At 66.7% G+C, this 19926-nt stretch carries 22 protein-coding genes; 16 read left to right on the top strand and 6 right to left on the bottom strand.

Annotated elements, in window-relative coordinates; genetic code table 11:
* Window positions 1-12: 12 nt before the first annotated feature.
* The 5 genes from ACTJJX_RS14135 to ACTJJX_RS14115 all read right to left on the bottom strand — a co-directional run bounded on the left by ACTJJX_RS14135 (window position 13) and on the right by ACTJJX_RS14115 (window position 2696).
* Window positions 13-453, bottom strand: a complete 441-nt coding sequence (locus ACTJJX_RS14135; RefSeq protein WP_003114831.1) for a Spy/CpxP family protein refolding chaperone — start codon at window positions 451-453, stop codon at window positions 13-15.
* A gap of 128 nt (window positions 454-581) precedes the next feature.
* The gene (locus ACTJJX_RS14130) at window positions 582-1259 is read right to left on the bottom strand and encodes a response regulator transcription factor (protein ID WP_003091491.1); all 678 of its coding nucleotides are present in this window, start codon (window positions 1257-1259) and stop codon (window positions 582-584) included.
* 10 nt (window positions 1260-1269) lie between these two features.
* Complete coding sequence (locus ACTJJX_RS14125) at window positions 1270-1632, bottom strand: hypothetical protein (protein WP_003114832.1); 363 nt, start codon at window positions 1630-1632, stop codon at window positions 1270-1272.
* A 175-nt stretch (window positions 1633-1807) separates the two neighbouring features.
* Window positions 1808-2107 (bottom strand): YciI family protein, encoded by a 300-nt coding sequence (locus ACTJJX_RS14120; protein WP_003091489.1) that lies wholly within the window; start codon window positions 2105-2107, stop codon window positions 1808-1810.
* Window position 2108: 1 nt separating this feature from the next.
* A complete protein-coding gene (locus ACTJJX_RS14115) occupies window positions 2109-2696 on the bottom strand; it encodes a septation protein A (RefSeq protein WP_003091488.1) in 588 nt (195 codons plus the stop codon).
* A gap of 215 nt (window positions 2697-2911) precedes the next feature.
* On the opposite strand from ACTJJX_RS14115, the gene ACTJJX_RS14110 reads away from it, so the two are divergent.
* The 6 genes from ACTJJX_RS14110 to ACTJJX_RS14085 all read left to right on the top strand — a co-directional run bounded on the left by ACTJJX_RS14110 (window position 2912) and on the right by ACTJJX_RS14085 (window position 7396).
* Window positions 2912-3799 carry a PHP domain-containing protein gene (locus ACTJJX_RS14110; RefSeq protein ID WP_003114833.1) on the top strand — a complete coding sequence of 296 codons (888 nt, stop codon included), beginning with the start codon at window positions 2912-2914 and terminating at the stop codon, window positions 3797-3799.
* The gene (locus tag ACTJJX_RS14105; protein ID WP_003091486.1) at window positions 3796-4425 is read left to right on the top strand and encodes an L-threonylcarbamoyladenylate synthase; all 630 of its coding nucleotides are present in this window, start codon (window positions 3796-3798) and stop codon (window positions 4423-4425) included. Before ACTJJX_RS14110 ends, ACTJJX_RS14105 begins: the two co-directional genes overlap by 4 nt.
* Window positions 4426-4597: 172 nt before the next feature.
* Window positions 4598-5350 (top strand): segregation and condensation protein A, encoded by a 753-nt coding sequence (locus tag ACTJJX_RS14100; protein ID WP_003124353.1) that lies wholly within the window; start codon window positions 4598-4600, stop codon window positions 5348-5350.
* 139 nt (window positions 5351-5489) lie between these two features.
* The gene (gene scpB / locus ACTJJX_RS14095; protein ID WP_003114835.1) at window positions 5490-6488 is read left to right on the top strand and encodes an SMC-Scp complex subunit ScpB; all 999 of its coding nucleotides are present in this window, start codon (window positions 5490-5492) and stop codon (window positions 6486-6488) included.
* A gap of 80 nt (window positions 6489-6568) precedes the next feature.
* Window positions 6569-7099 (top strand): hypothetical protein, encoded by a 531-nt coding sequence (locus ACTJJX_RS14090; RefSeq protein WP_003114836.1) that lies wholly within the window; start codon window positions 6569-6571, stop codon window positions 7097-7099.
* A 114-nt stretch (window positions 7100-7213) separates the two neighbouring features.
* Window positions 7214-7396, top strand: a complete 183-nt coding sequence (locus ACTJJX_RS14085) for a DUF1289 domain-containing protein (RefSeq protein WP_003091481.1) — start codon at window positions 7214-7216, stop codon at window positions 7394-7396.
* Window positions 7397-7402: 6 nt separating this feature from the next.
* Here ACTJJX_RS14085 and gap read toward each other — a convergent pair whose 3' ends face one another.
* Entirely contained in the window at window positions 7403-8407 is a 1005-nt protein-coding gene (gap, locus tag ACTJJX_RS14080) for a type I glyceraldehyde-3-phosphate dehydrogenase (RefSeq protein WP_003091480.1), read from the bottom strand.
* Between the two features lie 129 nt (window positions 8408-8536).
* Between gap and edd the strand changes: the two genes are divergently transcribed.
* From edd to ACTJJX_RS14030, 10 genes are all read left to right on the top strand, one after another.
* The gene (gene edd / locus ACTJJX_RS14075) at window positions 8537-10363 is read left to right on the top strand and encodes a phosphogluconate dehydratase (protein WP_003091478.1); all 1827 of its coding nucleotides are present in this window, start codon (window positions 8537-8539) and stop codon (window positions 10361-10363) included.
* A gap of 102 nt (window positions 10364-10465) precedes the next feature.
* Window positions 10466-11461 (top strand): glucokinase, encoded by a 996-nt coding sequence (locus tag ACTJJX_RS14070; protein WP_003114838.1) that lies wholly within the window; start codon window positions 10466-10468, stop codon window positions 11459-11461.
* 34 nt (window positions 11462-11495) lie between these two features.
* Window positions 11496-12224 carry a two-component system response regulator GltR gene (gene gltR, locus ACTJJX_RS14065; RefSeq protein WP_003091475.1) on the top strand — a complete coding sequence of 243 codons (729 nt, stop codon included), beginning with the start codon at window positions 11496-11498 and terminating at the stop codon, window positions 12222-12224.
* A gap of 23 nt (window positions 12225-12247) precedes the next feature.
* Window positions 12248-13669: a two-component system sensor histidine kinase GtrS gene (gene gtrS, locus ACTJJX_RS14060; protein ID WP_003130488.1), complete on the top strand. Its 1422-nt coding sequence runs from the start codon at window positions 12248-12250 to the stop codon at window positions 13667-13669.
* Window positions 13670-13726: 57 nt separating this feature from the next.
* Window positions 13727-14080 carry an endonuclease domain-containing protein gene (locus tag ACTJJX_RS14055; protein ID WP_305954361.1) on the top strand — a complete coding sequence of 118 codons (354 nt, stop codon included), beginning with the start codon at window positions 13727-13729 and terminating at the stop codon, window positions 14078-14080.
* A gap of 113 nt (window positions 14081-14193) precedes the next feature.
* Window positions 14194-15456, top strand: a complete 1263-nt coding sequence (locus ACTJJX_RS14050) for an ABC transporter substrate-binding protein (RefSeq protein ID WP_003091472.1) — start codon at window positions 14194-14196, stop codon at window positions 15454-15456.
* A 100-nt stretch (window positions 15457-15556) separates the two neighbouring features.
* Window positions 15557-16489, top strand: a complete 933-nt coding sequence (locus ACTJJX_RS14045) for a carbohydrate ABC transporter permease (protein ID WP_003091471.1) — start codon at window positions 15557-15559, stop codon at window positions 16487-16489.
* Window positions 16482-17327, top strand: coding sequence for a carbohydrate ABC transporter permease (locus ACTJJX_RS14040; protein WP_003091470.1), 846 nt, complete (start codon window positions 16482-16484; stop codon window positions 17325-17327). The genes ACTJJX_RS14045 and ACTJJX_RS14040 overlap by 8 nt, the downstream gene beginning before the upstream one ends.
* A gap of 32 nt (window positions 17328-17359) precedes the next feature.
* Complete coding sequence (locus tag ACTJJX_RS14035; RefSeq protein WP_003452792.1) at window positions 17360-18520, top strand: ABC transporter ATP-binding protein; 1161 nt, start codon at window positions 17360-17362, stop codon at window positions 18518-18520.
* Window positions 18521-18563: 43 nt separating this feature from the next.
* Window positions 18564-19926, top strand: a 1363-nt coding sequence (locus tag ACTJJX_RS14030) for a carbohydrate porin OprB (protein WP_003116413.1), incomplete at its 3' end; no start/stop codon positions are given.

The following is a 19926-nucleotide window of genomic DNA, read 5'->3' as shown; positions in this document are numbered from 1 at the left end:
GTGGCTCGGACGTCAGTTGGACTTCTTGTCGGCCTTCCATTGCTGGAATTCGGCCCACTCTGCCTTGCGCTGCTCGCGCTTCTTCTGCAGTTCGTCGAACTTCTTCTGCTGCTCGGGGGTGAGCAGGGCGCGGATGTCCTTCTGGGTCTTCTCGTGGCTGGCCTTGAGTTCGTCCTTCAGGGCCTTCTGCTCGGCCGCCGGCAGCTTGGCCAGGTAGCGCTGGGTGATCTCGTGGCGGGCCTTCATTTGTTCGCCCATCAGTTTGCCCATCTGCTGGCGCTGTTCGCGGGTCAGGTCCAGTTCCTTCATCGGGCCGCCATGCCGGGGACCGTGCTGGCCCATCATGTGGCCGCCTTCCATCGGCGGGGGGGGCAGGTCGTTGGCGGCGGGCGCGGCCATGGCGAAGGTCGGCAGGGCGGCGGCGATGAACAGGGCGGTTAGCGTCTTGCGCATGGTGTTTCTCCTTTCTGGGTCCGGCCATTTACCGGATGAGCCCAGTCTAGGGAGGTCAAGGTCAAGCGCGGTCAGCCCTGAGTAAAGCTTGGGTAAAGACCTTGTGTCGGCGGGCTGACGAAACCCGCTCAGTGGCTGTAGTAGTAGCCGCGGCCGCGCAGGGCGAGGATGCGCGGGCTGCCGTCGGGGTGGCTGCCGAGCTTCTTGCGCAGGTTGCTGACGTGCATGTCCAGGCTGCGGTCGTAGAGGGTCAGCTTGCGGCCCAGCGCCAGTTGCGCCAGGGCCTGCTTGTCCAGCGGCTCGCCGGGCTGGCGCAGGAGCGCTTCGAGGATGCGGCTTTCGGAAAGGGTCAGGCTGATCTCCTGGCCGTCGATCTGCGCCACGCCGCGCGTCAGGTTCAGCGACAGGTCGCCCAGTTGCATCTGCGCGCTGGGTTGCGCCGGGTGGGTTCGCCGCAGCACGGCGCGCAGCCGTGCGGTGAGTTCGCGCGGGTCGCAGGGCTTGGCCAGGTAGTCGTCGGCGCCCAGTTCCAGACCGAGGATGCGGTCCAGCGGCTCGCCGCGGGCGGACAGCATCAGCACCGGCAGGTCGGGATGGTCGCCGCGCAGTTGCTTGAGCAGTTCCAGGCCGCTACCGTCCGGCAGCATCACGTCGAGCACCACGGCATCCGGTGTCTGCTCGGCGAGGGCGCGACGGGCCTGGGCGCCGTCGTGGCTGGCACGCACGGAGAAACCTTCCTGGACCAGCCAGGTACCGAGCAGCTCGCAGAGCTCCCGGTCATCGTCGATCAACAGCAGTTCGCTCATCGAGTGTCGCTCAATTGATCCATTCGCGTCGCTGTCGCCGGCGGCCGCGGCTCAGGGCACCGAGGACGAACGCGAGCAGGGCCGTGGCGGCGCCGGCGACATACCAGGTCTGCTCTTCCGTGAGCAGCGGCGGTTGCCGCTGCGCCTGGGCCGCCTGCAGCTGCTCGCGCAACTGGCGGTTCTCCTGGCGCATACGACTGACCAGTTCGTCGCGCTGGCGTTCCGTTTCCACCAGGCGGCGCTCCAGTTCGGCGGTAGCCTGCGTAATGGAAGGCTGCGCGGCTGGAATCGGTGCCGGCGCGGGTTCCTCGGCCAGGGCCAGGGAAGCTCCCAGGCTCAGCAGCAGGCAATGGGCAGCGGATGGACGCATCATGACTCCTTGTACCGATGAAGCGACGGATTGCACTGTCTTCCGGTTCGCCCTTCCGGCTTGGCGGAAGCGCCGGGCCGGCCTGGTTGCGCTGCGGCGGGCACCGGAAAGCGGCGTCCGGTGCGAAAACGTTTGCCGGGAGGGCGACCGGGCCGGCCGCCGGTACCCGGCGACTGCCTCAGGGCAGGACTTTCTTGAACGGCTTGACCACCACCTCGGCGTACACCCCGGCGGCCCGGTAGGGATCGGCCTCGGCCCAGCTCTGCGCCGCGGCCAGCGAATCGAATTCGGCGACGATCAGGCTGCCGGTGAAGCCGGCGGCGCCCGGGTCGTTGCTGTCGATCGCCGGGTGCGGGCCGGCGAGTACCAGGCGGCCTTCTTCCTTCAGCTGTTCGAGACGGGCCAGGTGGGCCGGGCGGCTGGCCAGGCGGCGTTCCTGGGAAGCGGGGATGTCACGGGCGATGATCGCGTAGAGCATGTCAGTCCTTGGGCTTTTCGCCGGTATCGGCGTCGTGCAGGTGGCGAGCCAGGAACAGGCCCTGGCCGATCAGGAACAGCAAGGTCATGCCGAGGCTGCCGAACACCTTGAAGTCCACCCAGAAGTTCGGATAGGTGAAGACCACGTACAGGTTGGCGAAGCCGCACACCAGGAAGAACACCACCCAGGCGATGTTCAGGCGCACCCAGAGGCCCTGCGGCAACTGGATGGCATGGCCCATGATGCGCTGGATCATCGGCTTGTCGCCGATGAAGTGACTGCCGGCGAAGGCCAGGGCGAACAGCCAGTTGACCAGCGGCGCCTTCCACTTGAGGAAGGTGTCCTCGTGGAAGGCCAGGGTCAGGCCGCCGAGGACCAGGCAGGCGCCGAGGGTGAACCACTGGCTCTTTTCCAGGTGGCGGTGCTTGAGCCAGAGGGCGCCGTAGACGATCACCGAGGCGAGGATCAGGGTCGCGGTCGCGCCGTAGATGCCACTCAGATTGAACCCGGCGAACTCGACGTTCTGAGGGTCTATCTTGTAGACGATGAAGAACAGGATCAGTGGGATGAAATCGATGAATTGCTTCATGGTGGCAGTCAGGACACGGTTGAAACGGCATAATAGCAACCTCTGGATGTTCTGAAACAGTCATCCTGTCTTTCCGAATGCGTCAGGCCTGTGCCGCAGGCGCATTCGCCAGGTGGAGCAGGCTCCCCGGACCCATGAACGGTACGTCTCGATACCGCGAGGCAGCGAATCGGCGTTGCTTCATCACCATTCTTCACTGGAATCAGGATTCAGCCATGCGTGTCGATCTGCATTGCCACAGTACCGCCTCCGATGGCGTGCTCGCGCCCGCCGCCCTGGTGCAGCGGGCCCACGAGAAAGGCGTCGGGCTGCTGGCGCTGACCGACCACGACACCCTGGAAGGCCTGCCGGAAGCCCACCAGGCGGCCGCTCGACTCGGTATCGAACTGGTCAACGGTGTCGAGCTGTCCTGCACCTGGGGCGGTGCCACCATTCATGTGCTGGGCTACGGTTTCGACCTCGACGCCGCTCCCCTGCGCCAGGCGACCGAAGCCCTGCACCGGGGCCGCTGGGCGCGCGCCGAGGAAATCGACCGGCGGCTTGCGGCCAAGGGTATGCCCGGTGCGCTGGAGGGCGCGCGGGCGATCCAGCAGGCCCTGGGCGACAGCGGCAACGCGCCGGCGCGGCCGCATTTCGCCGAGTTCCTGGTCCAGGGCGGCTGGGTCAAGGATCGCGCCGACGCGTTCCGCAAGTGGCTGGGGGCCGGCAAGCTGGGAGACGTCAAGCAGCACTGGCCGACCCTGGAGGAAGTGGTCGGCTGCCTGCGCGAGGCGCGCGCCTGGATCAGCCTGGCGCACCCGTATCATTATGATTTCACCCGGACCAAGCGCCGGCGCCTGGTCGCCGACTTTCTCCAGGCCGGCGGACACGCCATCGAGGTGGTCAATGGCGTGCAGCCGGCCGAACAGGTCGGTACCCTGTCGATCCTGGCCCGCGAGTTCGGCCTGATGGTCACCGCCGGCAGCGATTTCCACGCGCCGGGCGACTGGTCCGAACTGGGCATGTACCGTGCGGTTCCAGAGGACCTTCCGGCCATGTGGCCGCGTTTCGCCAGGCATTTTCGCGATACCGAACGTCATTCCGAAGCCAAGGGGGCCGAATGAGCCAGTTCTTCCAGATCCATCCGGAAAATCCCCAGCCGCGGCTGGTCAAGCAGGCGGTGGAAATTGTCCGCCAGGGTGGGGTGATCGTCTATCCCACCGACTCGTCCTATGCCCTGGGCTGCCGCATCGGCGAAAAGACCGCGGTGGATCGCATCCGCCGCATCCGCCAACTGGACGACAAGCACAACTTCACCCTGGTCTGCCGCGACCTTTCCGAGCTGGGCGTCTATGCCAAGGTCGACACCGGCCTGTTCCGCCTGCTCAAGGCGCACACCCCCGGTCCCTACACCTTCATCCTCAGCGCCACCCGCGAGGTGCCGCGCATGCTCCTGCACCCCAAGCGCCGCACCATCGGCCTGCGCGTGCCGAACTGTCCGATCGCCCGGGCGCTGCTGGAGGAACTGGGCGAACCGCTGATGAGCGTGAGCCTGATCATGCCCGGCAGCGGCGAGCCACTGAACGATCCCTATGAAATGCGCCAGGTACTGGAACACCAGGTCGACCTGATCGTGGACGGGGGCTATGGCGGCGGCGAGGCCTCCACCGTGATCAGCCTGACCGACACCGATCCCGAAGTGATCCGCGTGGGTTGCGGCGATCCGGCGCCGTTCATGCAGCCGGCCTGAGCGCCGCCCGAATCCGCCCACCACGAGCCTAGCGATGCAGGACGATAACCCGGCCAACGCCGACACCCCTCCAGCCGAACCCGCCGCCGAGCGGGTGCCGCTGCAACTGGCGCTGGTCTACGGCGAGGCGGTCACCGAGCTGCCGCAGGACCTCTATATCCCGCCGGACGCGCTGGAGGTCTTCCTCGAGGCCTTCGAGGGCCCGCTCGACCTGCTGCTGTACCTGATCCGCAAGCAGAACATCGACATCCTGGATATCCCGGTGGCGGAAATCACCCGCCAGTACATGGGCTATGTCGAGCTGATGAAGGCGGTGCGCCTGGAGCTGGCCGCCGAGTACCTGGTGATGGCGGCGATGCTGGCGGAGATCAAGTCGCGCATGTTGCTGCCGCGCTCGGCGGAAGCCGAGGAGGAAGAGGAAGATCCACGGGCCGAGCTGATCCGCCGCCTGCAGGAGTACGAACGGTTCAAGAAGGCCGCCGAAGACCTCGACGAACTGCCCCGGGTCGGCCGCGACGTGCTGGTGCCGGCGGTGGCTGCTCCCGAGGCGCGGGCGCGCAAGCTGCTGCCGGAGCTGGCGCTGCAGGAGCTGATGCTGGTGATGGGCGAGATGCTGCGCCGCGCCGACCTGTTCGAGAGCCACCAGGTGACCCGCGAGGTACTGTCCACCCGCGAACGCATGAGCGAAGTGCTGGAGCGCCTGAAAGGCGGCGCCTTCGTGCCCTTCATCCAGTTGTTCACCCTGGAGGAGGGCAAGCTCGGCGTGGTGGTCACCTTCATGGCGATCCTCGAACTGGTCAAGGAGCAGATGGTGGAACTGGTGCAGAACGAGGCTTTCGGCGCCATCCATGTGCGCCTGCGGATAGCCCGCGAAGCGGAGGAAGGCGAAACCCTGGAGGAAGCCCTGGAAGACGATTTCGAGTGAGCGCGCCGCTGGCCGTTCGTCCTCCTGCGGACGGTCGCCTTTTCCGAGCTTCCGGCTTCGCTCCCTGCCGTAGCCTGTTAAGCTGCATGCCCGATTCCGCTATCTTTCCCTCTTCCTGGCTCCGGTATCCGTTGCGACGATGAACCTGTCCGATCCCCACGAACTCGCCACCCTGCTCGAAGGCATCCTCCTCGCGGCCGGCAAGCCGCTGTCGCTGGAACGCCTGGCTGAGCTGTTCGACGAGGCAGAGCGGCCGGAGCCGGGGCAGTTCCGCGACGCCCTGGCGATCCTGGCACTGTCCTGCGCAGGGCGCTCCTTCGAACTGAAGGAAGTCGCGTCCGGGTATCGCCTGCAGATTCGCGAGCGTTTCTCGCCGTGGGTCGGGCGCCTCTGGGAGGAGCGTCCGCAGCGCTATTCGCGCGCGCTGCTGGAAACCCTGGTGCTGATCGCCTACCGCCAGCCGATCACCCGTGGCGAGATCGAGGAGATCCGCGGCGTGGCGGTGAACACCCAGATCGTCAAGACGCTGATGGAGCGGGAGTGGATCCGCATCGTTGGCTACCGCGAGGTGCCGGGGCGCCCGGCGATGCTGGCGACTACCAAGGCGTTCCTCGATTATTTCAACCTGAAGAGCCTCGACGAGCTGCCGCCGCTGTCGGCGCTGCGCGAGATGGAGCCCGAGCCGGAACCGCCGGTCGAAGTGGCGCCCGCGGCGCAGCCGCCGCGCGACGATCTCGACGAGGATGCGATTCCTGCCTCGATCCAGGCCCTGGCCGATCGCGCCATCGCCGAGGCCGGGGAAAGCCTCGAGGAGATCGAGGGGGAGGCCGGCGAGCCGGAGAAGCCGCGCGAGGAAACCAGCTTCCGCAGCCTGCTGCTGGAACTGGACGAGATGGAGCAGGGCCTGAAGACCGACTTCGACGACCTGCTCGACCCTCCGGAGCCCTCGGAGCAGGGCGACGAGTCCGCCGAGCCAGCGGCTGGGCCGATTCCCGTGGTCGCGGAGCAAGCCGTCGAGCCTGCCGTCGCGGAGGCTGTCGCGGGCGCCGATCCCGATGACGAAGAGCGCGCCCTGGCGGAGGCCATGCGCGAGGAGCGCGAGGCACTGGACGCCGACGACGACTGGCCGCGCCGCTGACCGTCGTTCCACCCTGTAGAATTCATCCGGCCGCGCCGGCGAGGCCGGCCCGCTCCGTTTCATCGACCCTGGAACTCCCCATGAAAGAGACCCTGAACGAACTGATCACCCTCATCAGCACCGGCTGCATGGGCGCCGAGGAGATCCGGCGGATCGCCGACGAGGCGGCCCAGGCCTACGCCGATCCGGCAGGGTTCCTCGCCGCCAACCCGGACATCAACTACGACGACAGTTTCCCGATCCCGCTCGGCGAGTGGGTGGTGGTCGGTAGCCTGCCGGATATCGTGCTGTTCCAGGCCGACACCTATGCCGAGCTGTTCGCCCGGATCGTCGCCTCCTTCGGCAAGGACGTGGCGTTCAACATCAAGCCGAAGCAGTTGCTCAAGACCGAGCCGCTGGTCGCCCTCAACCGTATCCAGGTGCAACTGAGCAGCATGTATCCGGAAAAGGGCGGTTACGTGCTGGTGGATTTCAGCGAGCCGCTGGACGACGAGTTGCAGGCGGTGCTGGTCTATACCCAGGACCTGCCGCGGGTCATGGCGCTCTGCGTCGAGGCCGGCATCTATGCCGCGCCTGCCTACGAAAGCCTGCGCGACGCCGAGGCCGAGTGACCGCGGGCCGCTCGATCGGCCCGATAGTCATTCCCTCCTGGACGCCGGCCCGCCGCCTGTCGTGAAGTGACGGGCGAGGACCGGTTGCGGTCCGCGCCGAAAAAGGGGGAACGCTTGAAAAGTCCTTGCATCAATATCTGTGAGTTCGATGCCGACGTGTGCCGTGGCTGCGGGCGTACGCGCCAGGAAATCCGTGCCTGGAAGCGCGCGGACAAGGCCGAGCAGCGACTGATCCTCGCCGAGGCCGACCTGCGCCTGCTGGCGTTGCAGGCGCGCGGTCGGCGCAAGTTCCGCTGAGGCGCGTCAGTCGCGGGCGGCGGCCAGCGCCAGGGCGCTGTCCAGCATGCGGTTGGAGAAGCCCCACTCGTTGTCGTACCAGGCCATCGCCTTGACCAGCCGGCCGCTGACCTTGGTGTGGTTGGCGTCGAAGATCGACGAGCGCGGGTCGTGATTGAAATCCACCGACACCAGCGGCTGGGTGTTGTAGCCGAGCACCGGAGAGCCCTCGCTGGCCTCGCGCAGCAGGCGGTTGACCTCGTCTACGCTGGTATCCCGGGCCACCTGCACGGTGAGATCGACCAGCGACACGTTGATCACCGGCACCCGCACCGCCAGCCCGGTAAGCTTGCCGGCGAGTTCCGGCAGGACCAGGCCGACCGCCTCGGCGGCGCCGGTCTTGGTGGGGATCATCGACTGGGTCGCCGAACGTGCGCGGTACAGGTCCGGGTGGTACACGTCGGAGAGGTTCTGGTCGTTGGTGTAGGCATGGATGGTGGTCATCAGGCCGTGCTCGATGCCCAGCTCGCGATGCAGCACCTGGGCCACCGGTGCCAGGCAGTTGGTGGTGCAGGAGGCGTTCGAGACGATCCGATGGGAGGCGCGCAGCACCTCGTGGTTGACGCCGTAGACCACGGTGGCGTCGACGTCCTTGCCGGGCGCCGAGATCAGCACCTTGCCGGCGCCGGCCTGCAGGTGGGCAGCGGCTTTGTCGCGGCTGGTGAAGAGCCCCGTGCACTCGAGCACGATGTCCACGCCGAGGCTCTTCCAGGGCAGTTCCGCCGGGTTGCGGATGGCGCTGACGGCGATGCGGTCGCCCATCACCCGCAGGCTTTCGGCATCGTGCTCGACCTCGCCGGGAAAGCGTCCATGGACGCTGTCGTACTGGAACAGGTGGGCGTTGACCGCGGCGTCGCCGAGGTCATTGATCGCCACTACCTGCAACTGTTCGCGGTAGTGGCCGGTATACAGGGCGCGAAGAACGTTTCGGCCGATGCGACCGAAGCCGTTGATGGCCAGGCGGATAGTCATAATGAGGTCGTCTCTTTTCTATTGTTGTGGTAAAAACCATTACATTTCGTCCAGAAAGAAAAGTAAACATCCTTCAACCGATGATTATGTTGTAAAAACAACAATTGATAGTCTGTAGGAGAATCTGCCATGCACCCTCGTGTGCTCGAAGTCACCCGCCGCATCCAGGCCCGTAGCGCGGCCACTCGCCAGCGCTATCTCGAGATGGTCCGGGCGGCGGCCAGCAAGGGGCCGCACCGCGGCACCCTGCCGTGCGGCAACCTCGCCCACGGGGTCGCGGCCTGTGGCGAAAGCGACAAGCAGACCCTGCGGCTGATGAACCAGGCCAACGTGGCCATCGTTTCCGCCTACAACGACATGCTCTCGGCGCACCAGCCGTTCGAGCGCTTTCCGGGGCTGATCAAGCAGGCGCTGCACGAGATCGGTTCGGTCGGCCAGTTCGCCGGCGGCGTGCCGGCCATGTGCGACGGGGTGACCCAGGGCGAGCCGGGCATGGAACTGTCGCTGGCCAGCCGCGACGTGATCGCCATGTCCACCGCCATCGCGCTGTCTCACAACATGTTCGATGCAGCGCTGTGCCTGGGTGTTTGCGACAAGATCGTGCCGGGCCTGCTGATCGGCTCGCTGCGCTTCGGCCACCTGCCCACCGTGTTCGTCCCGGCCGGGCCGATGCCGACCGGCATCTCCAACAAGGAAAAGGCCGCGGTGCGCCAACTGTTCGCCGAGGGCAAGGCCACTCGCGAAGAGCTGCTGGCCTCGGAAATGGCCTCCTACCATGCACCCGGCACCTGCACCTTCTATGGCACCGCCAATACCAACCAGTTGCTGGTGGAGGTGATGGGCCTGCACTTGCCCGGTGCCTCCTTCGTCAACCCGAACACCCCCCTGCGCGACGAACTCACCCGCGAAGCGGCACGCCAGGCCAGCCGGCTGACCCCCGAGAACGGCAACTACGTGCCGATGGCGGAGATCGTCGACGAGAAGGCCATCGTCAACTCGGTGGTGGCGCTGCTCGCCACCGGCGGCTCGACCAACCACACCCTGCACCTGCTGGCGATCGCCCAGGCGGCGGGCATCCAGTTGACCTGGCAGGACATGTCCGAGCTGTCCCATGTGGTGCCGACCCTGGCGCGCATCTATCCGAACGGCCAGGCCGACATCAACCACTTCCAGGCGGCCGGCGGCATGTCCTTCCTGATCCGCCAACTGCTCGACGGCGGGCTGCTTCACGAGGACGTACAGACCGTCGCCGGCCCCGGCCTGCGCCGCTACACCCGCGAGCCGTTCCTCGAGGATGGCCGGCTGGTCTGGCGCGAAGGGCCGGAACGGAGTCTCGACGAAGCCATCCTGCGTCCGCTGGACAAGCCGTTCTCCGCCGAAGGCGGCTTGCGCCTGATGGAGGGCAACCTCGGTCGCGGCGTGATGAAGGTCTCGGCGGTGGCGCCGGAACACCAGGTGGTCGAGGCGCCGGTACGGATCTTCCACGACCAGGCCAGCCTGGCCGCGGCCTTCAAGGCCGGCGAGCTGGAGCGCGACCTGGTCGCCGTGGTGCGTTTCCAGGGCCCGCGGGCGAACGGCATGCCGGAGCTGCACAAGCTCACGCCGTTCCTCGGGGTCCTGCAGGATCGTGGCTTCAAGGTGGCGCTGGTCACCGACGGGCGCATGTCCGGGGCGTCGGGCAAGGTGCCCGCGGCCATCCATGTGAGTCCGGAAGCCATCGCCGGCGGTCCGCTGGCGCGCCTGCGCGACGGCGACCGGGTGCGGGTGGATGGGGTGAACGGCGAGTTGCGGGTGCTGGTCGACGACGCCGAATGGCAGGCGCGCAGCCTGGAGCCGGCGCCGCAGGACGGCAATCTCGGTTGCGGCCGCGAGCTGTTCGCCTTCATGCGCAACGCCATGAGCAGCGCGGAAGAGGGCGCCTGCAGCTTTACCGAGAGCCTCAACGGCTGGCGCTGATTCTGATAGGTCGATATCCGCCGGCGCTTGGCTGGCGGCTGTCTCTCCGGCAACATCTGCCGACCGTCCCGCCCTGGCGCGGGGCATTGCGGTTCAACGACGATGAATAACGACAACAAGAGAAGCGCCGGCGGCCTCGGCCTGGTCGGCGATATCGGCGGCACCAATGCGCGTTTCGCGCTCTGGCGCGGGCAGCGCCTGGAATCCATCGAGGTGCTCGCCTGCGCCGACTACCCGCGGCCTGAACTGGCCGTGCGCGACTACCTGGCGCGGATCGGCGAATCGGTGGCGAACATCGACTCGGTCTGCCTGGCCTGCGCCGGTCCGGTCGGGGCGGCCGATTTCCGTTTCACCAACAACCACTGGGTGATCAATCGTGCCGCGTTCCGCGAGGAGCTGGGGCTGGATCACCTGCTGCTGGTCAACGACTTCAGCACCATGGCCTGGGCCGCCTCGCGGCTAGGTGCGGACGAGCTGGTGCAGGTCCGCGCCGGCAGTGCCCAGGCGGATCGCGCCCGGCTGATCATCGGTCCCGGCACCGGCCTTGGCGTCGGCAGCCTGCTGCCGCTGGGCGGGGGACGTTGGGAAGTGCTGCCCTGCGAGGGCGGGCACGTCGACCTGCCGGTCACTTCGCCGCGCGACTTCGCGCTCTGGCAGGGCCTGCAGGCGCGCTACGGACATGTCTCCGCCGAGCGCGCACTGTCCGGCAACGGCCTGCTCGCCCTCTATGAAATCAGCTGTGCCCTGGACGGGGTCGCCGTACGCGCGAGCAGTGCGGCGGAAGTCGGTGCCCTGGCCATGGCCGGCGACGCCCAGGCGGACGCCGTGCTGGAGCACTTCTTCCTGTGGCTGGCGCGGGTCGCCGGCAACGCGGTGCTCACCGTCGGCGCGCTCGGTGGCGTCTACATTACCGGCGGCATCGTCCCGCGTTTCCTCGAGCGTTTCATCGCCAGCGGCTTCGCCGAGGCCTTCGCCAGCCGTGGCAAGACTAGCGGCGCTTACCTGCAGGACGTACCGGTGTGGGTCATGACCGCCGAACATCCGGGCCTGCTCGGCGCCGGAGTCGCCCTGCAGCAGGCCCTGGACGCCGAGGGTTGAGTCGGCGTCGAGCAACCGCATAAGGAGGAGCCTCGTGAGCGCGAACGGACGATCGATCCTGCTGGTGGACGATGACCAGGAAATCCGCGAATTGCTGGAGACCTACCTGAGCCGCGCCGGCTTCCAGGTCCGCAGCGTCTCGCGGGGCGCCGACTTCCGCCAGGCGCTGTGCGAGGAGGAGGCGAGCCTGGCGATCCTCGACGTGATGCTGCCGGACGAGGACGGCTTCAGCCTCTGTCGCTGGATTCGCTCCCACCAGCGCCTGGCCTGCATGCCGATCATCATGCTCACCGCCAGTTCCGACGAGGCCGACCGGGTGATCGGCCTGGAACTGGGCGCCGACGACTACCTGGGCAAGCCGTTCAGCCCGCGCGAGCTGCTGGCGCGGATCAAGGCCCTGCTGCGCCGCGCGCAGTTCACCCAGGTGCGCGGTGGCGACGTACTGGCTTTCGAGGACTGGCGGCTGGACACGGTCAGCCACCGACTGTTCCACGAGGACGGCGAGGAGTTCTTCCTCAGCGGCGCGGATTTCGCCCTGCTCAAGCTGTTCCTCGACCATCCGCAGCAGATCCTCGACCGCGACACCATCGCCAACGCCACCCGCGGCCGCGAGGTGCTGCCGCTTGAGCGCATCGTCGACATGGCGGTCAGCCGCCTGCGCCAGCGCCTGCGCGACACCGGCAAGGCGCCGCGGCTGATCCAGACCGTGCGCGGCAGTGGCTACCTGCTGGCGGCGCAGGTGCGGCCGCACCTGCAGCCATGAGCGAACGGCGGCGCTGGTCGCCGGTGCCGCGCTCGCTGCTCGGGCGCATGCTGCTCCTGACCCTGCTCGCGGTGCTGGTCGCGCAAGGGCTTTCCAGCCTGTTCTGGCTGTCGCACCTGCGCTCCAGCCAGCGCGAGGGCCTGCTCACCAGCTCGCGCAGCCTGGCCTACTCGATGGCGGCCAGCGTCAGCTACTTCCGTTCCCTGCCGCTCGGCTACCGTCCGCTGGTGCTCGACCAGTTGCGCAGCATGGGCGGTACGCGCTTCTTCGTCTCGCTGAACGACCGGCCGCTGGAGATGCGTGCCCTGCCGGACACGCCGAACAAGCAGGCGGTGCTGGAGATCGTCCAGGACGTGTTGCACCAACGCCTGGGCAAGGAGGTCGAGCTGCAGGTCGAATTCGTCAGTCCCGACGAGCTGCGCCTGTTCAACGGCGCGCTGAAGCTCGACGAGCTGCCGCGTTCCTGGGCGCACTACGCGCTGACCCTGGAGCCGGTGAACCCGCCGGTGCTGGTGACCCAGATCCGCATCGGCGACAGCGAGTGGCTGTACATCGCCAGCCTGATGCCGGCGCCGTACGTCAGCCTGGAACCCGAGGGACTGCAACCGCAGCAGGTGCTCTCGATCGTTTTCACCAGCCTGTTGCTGCTGCTTTTCACCGGTTTGCTGATGCATTGGCAGAGCCGTCCGCTCAAGCGCCTGGCGCGCGCCGCCCGCGACCTGGCCCTGGGCAGTCCGTCGGCAGCGCTGGAGGAACGCGGCGCCAGCGAACTGGTGGAGGTGGCGCGCGCCTTCAACACCATGCACGAGCGCATCGACCGCTACCTGAACGAGCGCGGACAGTTGTTCAGCGCCATCTCCCATGACTTGCGCACGCCGATCACCCGCCTGCGCCTGCGGGTAGAACTCCTCGAGGACGAGCGCTTGCAGGAGAAGTTCGGGCGCGACCTGGACGAGCTGGAACTGCTGGTGAAGGGCGCGCTGCAATGCGTGAAGGACACCGATATCCACGAGAACGTCGAGCCGGTCGACCTCAACCTGTTGCTCCAGCACATCGCCGAGCCCTACCTGGCCGATGGCCGGGTGGAGGTCGTCGGTCGCGCCGCGGAGCCTTATCCGGGCAAGCCCCTGGCGCTCAAGCGCTGTATCGGCAACCTGCTGGACAATGCGCTGAAATACGGCGAACGCGCCCGCCTGAGCCTGGAGGACGGGCCGGAAGCGGTGGTGCTGCACGTCGACGACGACGGCCCCGGCGTGCCCGAGCAGCGCCTGGAACAGATCTTCGAGCCGCGCTTCCGCCTGTCTCCGCGAGGGCAGGGCTACGGGCTGGGCCTGGGCATTGCGCGCAACATCGCGCACACCCATGGCGGCGAAGTCAGTTTGCAGAACCGTCGCGAGGGCGGCCTGCGGGTCAGCCTGCGCTTGCCACGCCTGGGGCTGGAGTGATGGGCTGGCCTGTCGGGCCCTTGAACGAGGCGGGCAGGCACGAGGTTCTCCCGTGTTCTGCGGCAGCCGCAGACAGAGGCGGAGCGGGCGCTATGGCAGTGTTTGCGCGGGCATCGATTGCTCGGGCTGAAGTTTCGTCGGCAGAAGGTTCTCGGGCCGTACATCGTCGATTTCGTCTGTCATGAGCGGATGCTGGTGATCCAACTGGATGGTGGGCAGCATGTGGGTTCGCCGGCCGATGCCTGGCTGGAGAGCCGGGGTCCAGGGTACTGCGTTTCTGGAACGACAAGGTGCTGCCGCGCAGGGAGGTGCTGCTGGAGGTCATTTTCGTGTTGTAGGAGGTTTCTGTCGCGAAACCGCCTTGCCGAGTTCGAGTCCAGATTTTCCTGCTCTGCCTCAATCCCAATGTAACCACTCCGTGACAAACCCGGATCGCTTCGTTACCCGCGACGCGGAACGCTTGAATAGACTCGAAGCATTGCAAGCGCAGACTTGCTCCGAATAACAAGAAGAAGGTTTTCCTCATGAATGCGATCCGTCGCCTCTCTGCCGTCATCTGTCTTTCCTCCCTCTGTCTCTCCCCGCTGCTGGCCCAGGCCGGCGAAGTCGAAGTGCTGCACTGGTGGACCTCCGCCGGCGAGAAGCGCGCCGCCGAAACCCTGAAGAAGCTGGTCGAAGCCAAGGGCCACACCTGGAAGGACTTCGCCGTGGCCGGCGGTGGCGGCGAGGCGGCGATGACCGTGCTGAAGACCCGCGCGGTGTCCGGCAATCCGCCGGCCGCGGCGCAGATCAAGGGGCCGGATATCCAGGAGTGGGGCGAACTGGGCCTGCTCGCCGACCTCAACGCGGTGGCCGCCGAAGGCAAGTGGGACAGCCTGCTGCCGAAGCAGGTGGCGCAGATCATGAAGTACGACGGCGACTACGTAGCAGTGCCGATCAACGTACACCGGGTGAACTGGCTCTACATCAACCCGGAAGTGTTCAAGAAGGCCGGCGCCACCCCGCCGACCACCCTCGACGAACTGTTCGTCGCCGCCGACAAGCTCAAGGCCGCCGGTTTCACGCCGCTGGCCCATGGCAGCCAACCGTGGCAGGACGGCACCGTGTTCGAGAACCTGGTGCTGAGCAAGATGGGTCCGGAAGGCTATCGCAAGGCCTTCGTCGAACAGGACAAGGCGACCCTCACCGGAGCGCAGATGGTCGAGGTGTTCGCCGCGCTGAAGAAGCTCCGCGGCTACGTCGATGCCGACGCCGCCGGTCGCGAATGGAGCGCCGCCACGGCGATGGTGATCAACGGCAAGGCCGGGATGCAGATCATGGGCGACTGGGCGAAGAGCGAGTTCACCGCCGCCGGCAAGGTGCCGGGCAAGGACTACCAGTGCCTGCCGTTCCCCGGCACGCAGAAAGCCTTCGACTACAACATCGACTCGCTGGTGATGTTCAAGCTGAGCAACGCGGAGAACCGCAAGGCCCAGGAAGACCTGGCGCGCAGCGTGCTCGACCCGTCCTTCCAGAAGGACTTCAACCTCAACAAGGGCTCCATCCCGGTTCGCCTGGACGCCGACATGGCGCCGTTCGACAGTTGCGCCCAGCAGTCGATGAAGGACTTCAAGCAGGCTTCCCAGGACGGCAACCTGGTGCCGAGCATGGCCCACAGCATGGCCGCTTCCAGCTACGTGCAGGGGGCGATCTTCGACGTGGTGACCAACTTCTTCAACGACCCCGCCGCGGATCCGCAGAAGGCCGCCCAGCAACTGGCGGCCGCCATCGAGGCGGCGGCGCAGTAAGTCCCTGGCGCGGAGCCCGGCCTGGGCTCCGCTCGATCCTCCCGACTGGCTCCGTGCCGCCGAGCGGCACGGGTGGGTTCCTTCGCACGCGAGAAAACGCATGGCGACCAATTCCCCTGTCTATCCCACGGCTCCGGTAGCGCCTCGTCGCGTCTCGCCACTCGATCGCCTGCAAGGCTGGCTGCCGAAGCTGGTGCTGGCGCCAAGCGTGGTCGTGGTGCTGTTCTGCATGTATGGCTACATTGGCTGGACGCTGCTGCTGTCCTTCACCAACTCGCGCTTCATGCCCAGCTACAAGTGGGCCGGGCTGAGCCAGTACCAGCGCCTGTGGGACAACGACCGCTGGTGGGTGGCGAGCAAGAACCTGCTGCTCTTCGGCGGCTCGTTCATCGCCATCTGCCTGGTGCTCGGAGTGTTCCTCGCAGTGCTGCTGGACCAGCGCATCCGCCGCGAAGGCTTCATCCGCACCCTCTACCTGTATCCCATGGCGTTGTCGATGATCGTCACCGGCACCGCCTGGAAGTGGCTGCTCAATCCGGGCCTGGGCCTGGACAAGCTGCTCCGCGACTGGGGATGGGAAGGTTTCCGCTTCGACTGGCTGGTGGACCCGGAGCGGGTCGTCTACTGCCTGGTGATCGCCGCCGTGTGGCAGGCCTCCGGCTTCGTCATGGCGCTGTTCCTCGCCGGCCTGCGCGGGGTCGACCCGGCCATCGTGCGCGCCGCCCAGGTCGACGGTGCGAGCCTGCCGACCATCTACCTGCGCATCGTCCTGCCGAGCCTGCGCCCGGTGTTCTTCAGCGCGCTGATGATCCTCGCCCATATCGCGATCAAGAGCTTCGACCTGGTGGCGGCGATGACCGCCGGCGGCCCGGGTTATTCCTCCGACCTGCCGGCGATGTTCATGTATGCGCATACCTTCACCCGTGGCCAGATGGGGCTCGGCGCGGCGAGCGCGATGCTGATGCTCGGCGCTGTACTGGCGATCGTGGTGCCTTACCTGTATTCCGAACTGCGAGGCAAGCGCCATGCGTGACGCGTCCCTGAACCCGAGCTTCAGCGTCAGCCGCCTGGCCGTGCACCTGACCCTCTGGGGCGCCTGCGCGCTTTACCTGGTGCCGCTGCTGGTGATGCTGCTGACCAGCTTCAAGACGCCGGACGACATCCGCACCGGCAACCTGCTGTCGCTGCCCGACACCTTCACCGTCATCGGCTGGCTCAAGGCCTGGGACAGCGTCGGCGCGTTCTTCTGGAACTCGGTGCTGATCACCGTGCCCGGCGTGCTGATCTCCACCTTCATCGGCGCGTTGAACGGCTACGTGCTGTCGATGTGGCGCTTCCGCGGTTCCCAGCTGTTCTTCGGCGCGCTGTTGTTCGGCTGCTTCCTGCCGTTCCAGGTGATCCTCCTGCCGATGTCCTTCACCCTCGGCAAGCTCGGCCTGGCCAATACCACCAGTGGCCTGGTGCTGGTCCACGTGATCTACGGCCTGGCCTTCACCACGCTGTTCTTCCGCAACTATTTCGTGGCGATCCCGGATGCCCTGGTCAAGGCCGCGCGCCTGGACGGCGCCGGCTTCTTCACCATCTTCCTGCGCATCCTGCTACCGATGTCCACGCCCATCGTGATGGTCTGCCTGATCTGGCAGTTCACCCAGATCTGGAACGACTTCCTGTTCGGCGTGGTGTTCGCCAGCGGCGATTCGCAACCGATCACCGTGGCCCTGAACAACCTGGTGAACATCACCACCGGGGTCAAGGAATACAACGTCGACATGGCCGCGGCGATGATCGCCGCGCTGCCCACGCTGGTGGTCTACGTACTGGCCGGCAAGTACTTCGTGCGCGGCCTCACCGCCGGCGCCGTGAAAGGCTGAGACGGGTCGCTGACCCCGGAGACGAACGAAACATGGCAACCCTCGAACTGCGCAACCTGCACAAGAGCTACGGCAGCGGCCTGGCCGATACCCTCAGGGACATCCGGCTGAAGATCGACTCCGGCGAATTCCTGATCCTCGTCGGGCCCTCGGGTTGCGGCAAGTCGACCCTGATGAACTGCATCGCCGGGCTGGAGAGCATCACCGGCGGTGCGATCCTGGTGGACGGCCAGGACATCAGCGGCATGAGCCCCAAGGACCGCGACATCGCCATGGTCTTCCAGTCCTACGCCCTGTACCCGACCATGAGCGTGCGCGAGAACATCGCCTTCGGCCTGAAGATCCGCAAGATGCCCCAGGCCGCCATCGACGAGGAGGTGGCGCGGGTGGCCCGGCTGTTGCAGATCGAGCACCTGCTCGAACGCAAGCCCTCGCAGCTCTCCGGCGGCCAGCAGCAGCGGGTGGCCATGGGCCGGGCGCTGGCGCGGCGGCCCAAGGTCTACCTGTTCGACGAGCCGCTGTCCAACCTCGATGCCAAGCTGCGGGTGGAAATGCGCACCGAGCTGAAGCTGATGCACCAGCGGCTGAAGACCACGACCGTGTATGTCACCCACGACCAGATCGAGGCCATGACCCTCGGCGACAAGGTGGCGGTGATGAAGGACGGCGTCATCCAGCAGTTCGGCACGCCGCAGCAGATCTACAACGACCCGGCCAACCTGTTCGTCGCCAGCTTCATCGGTTCGCCGCCGATGAATTTCATTCCGTTGCGCCTGCAGCGCCGGGACGGACGCTGGACCGGCCTGCTCGATAGCGGCCAGGACCGTATCGAACTGCCGCTGAGCCTGGAGCCCGGCCTGGAGGAGGGGCGCGAGCTGATCCTCGGCGTACGACCGGAGCAGATCGCCCTGGGCGATGGCAGCGCTGCCCATGACCTGCGTACCGAGGTCGAGGTGCTCGAACCGACCGGGCCGGACACCCTGGTCTTCGTCACCGTCAACCAGGTCAAGGTCTGTTGCCGCCTGGCGCCGGACGTCGCGCCGGCCGCGGGCAGCGGCATGAGCCTGCGCTTCGATCCCGCGCGGGTCCTGCTGTTCGACGCGCAGAGCGGCGAGCGCGTGGCCGTGCGCACGGCGGGCGCGGCAGCGGAGAAGGTCACCGCGTTGAACGGCAATCGTCAGAAGAACTCCTGAATCCTTTCGTACTGCCTAGACCACAACCACGAGGACGCTGGAAATGTACAAGAACAAGAAAACCAGACCGGCCGCCAGGACCGTTGGCTGCCTGTTTGCCCTTGGAGCGCTGGGCTTGGGGAGCGCGGCGCACGCCGCCGAGGCGTTCTCCCCGAACTCGAAATGGATGCTCGGCGACTGGGGCGGCAAGCGCACCGAGCTGCTGGAGAAGGGCTACGACTTCAAGCTGGAGTACGTCGGCGAGGCGGCGGCCAACCTCGACGGCGGCTATGACGACGACAAGACCGGACGCTACACCGACCAGTTCGCCCTGGGCGTGCACATGGACCTGGAGAAGATCCTCGGCTGGAAGGCTACCGAGTTCCAGTTCACCGTCACCGAGCGCAACGGCAAGAACCTTTCCAACGACCGCATCGGCGACCCGCGTGCCGGGCACATCAGCTCGGTGCAGGAGGTCTGGGGCCGCGGGCAGACCTGGCGGCTGACCCAGCTGTGGCTCAAGCAGCAGTACTTCGACGGCGCGCTGGACGTGAAATTCGGCCGTTTCGGCGAGGGCGAGGACTTCAACAGCTTCCCCTGCGATTTCCAGAACCTGGCCTTCTGCGGCTCGCAGGTGGGCAACTGGGCGGGGAGCATCTGGTACAACTGGCCGGTCAGCCAGTGGGCGTTGCGGGTGAAGTACAACTTCGCGCCGGACTGGTACGTGCAGGTCGGCGCCTACGAGCAGAACCCGTCGAACCTGGAGACCGGCAACGGCTTCAAGATGAGCGGCAGCGGGACCAAGGGCGCGTTGCTGCCGGTGGAGCTGATCTGGCAGCCGAAGGTCGGCGCCGAGCAACTGCCGGGCGAGTACCGGCTGGGTTACTACTACAGCACGGCGAAGGCCGATGACGTCTACGACGACGTCGACGGCCAGCCGCAGGGGCTGACCGGCAACGACTTCAAGTCGCGCGGCAGCAAGCATGGCTGGTGGGTGGTGGCGCAGCAGCAGGTCACTTCGCACAACGGCGATGCCTCGCGCGGGTTGAGCCTGTTCGCCAACCTGACGGTCCACGACAAGGCGACCAACGTGGTGGACAACTACCAGCAGCTCGGGGTGGTCTACAAGGGTCCGTTCGACGCGCGGCCGAAGGACGACATCGGCCTGGGCATCGCGCGCATCCATGTCAACGACGATGTGAAGAAGCGCCAGCGCCTGGTGAACCAGGTGAACGGCATCGACGACTACGACAACCCGCTGTACCAGCCGCTGCAGGACACCGAGTACAACGCCGAGCTGTACTACGGGGTGCATGTGACCGACTGGCTGACGGTGCGGCCGAACCTGCAGTACATCAAGCAGCCGGGCGGGGTCGACGAGGTCGACAACGCGCTGGTGGCGGGGATCAAGATCCAGACGGTGTTCT

It is taken from the genome of Pseudomonas sp. 22490 (genome assembly GCF_052044465.1).
In the GTDB taxonomy this organism is placed as follows: Bacteria; Pseudomonadota; Gammaproteobacteria; order Pseudomonadales; family Pseudomonadaceae; genus Pseudomonas; species Pseudomonas aeruginosa.
Note: the sequence above shows the minus strand (reverse complement) of the source record. Positions and strands in the feature narration are given on the sequence as shown.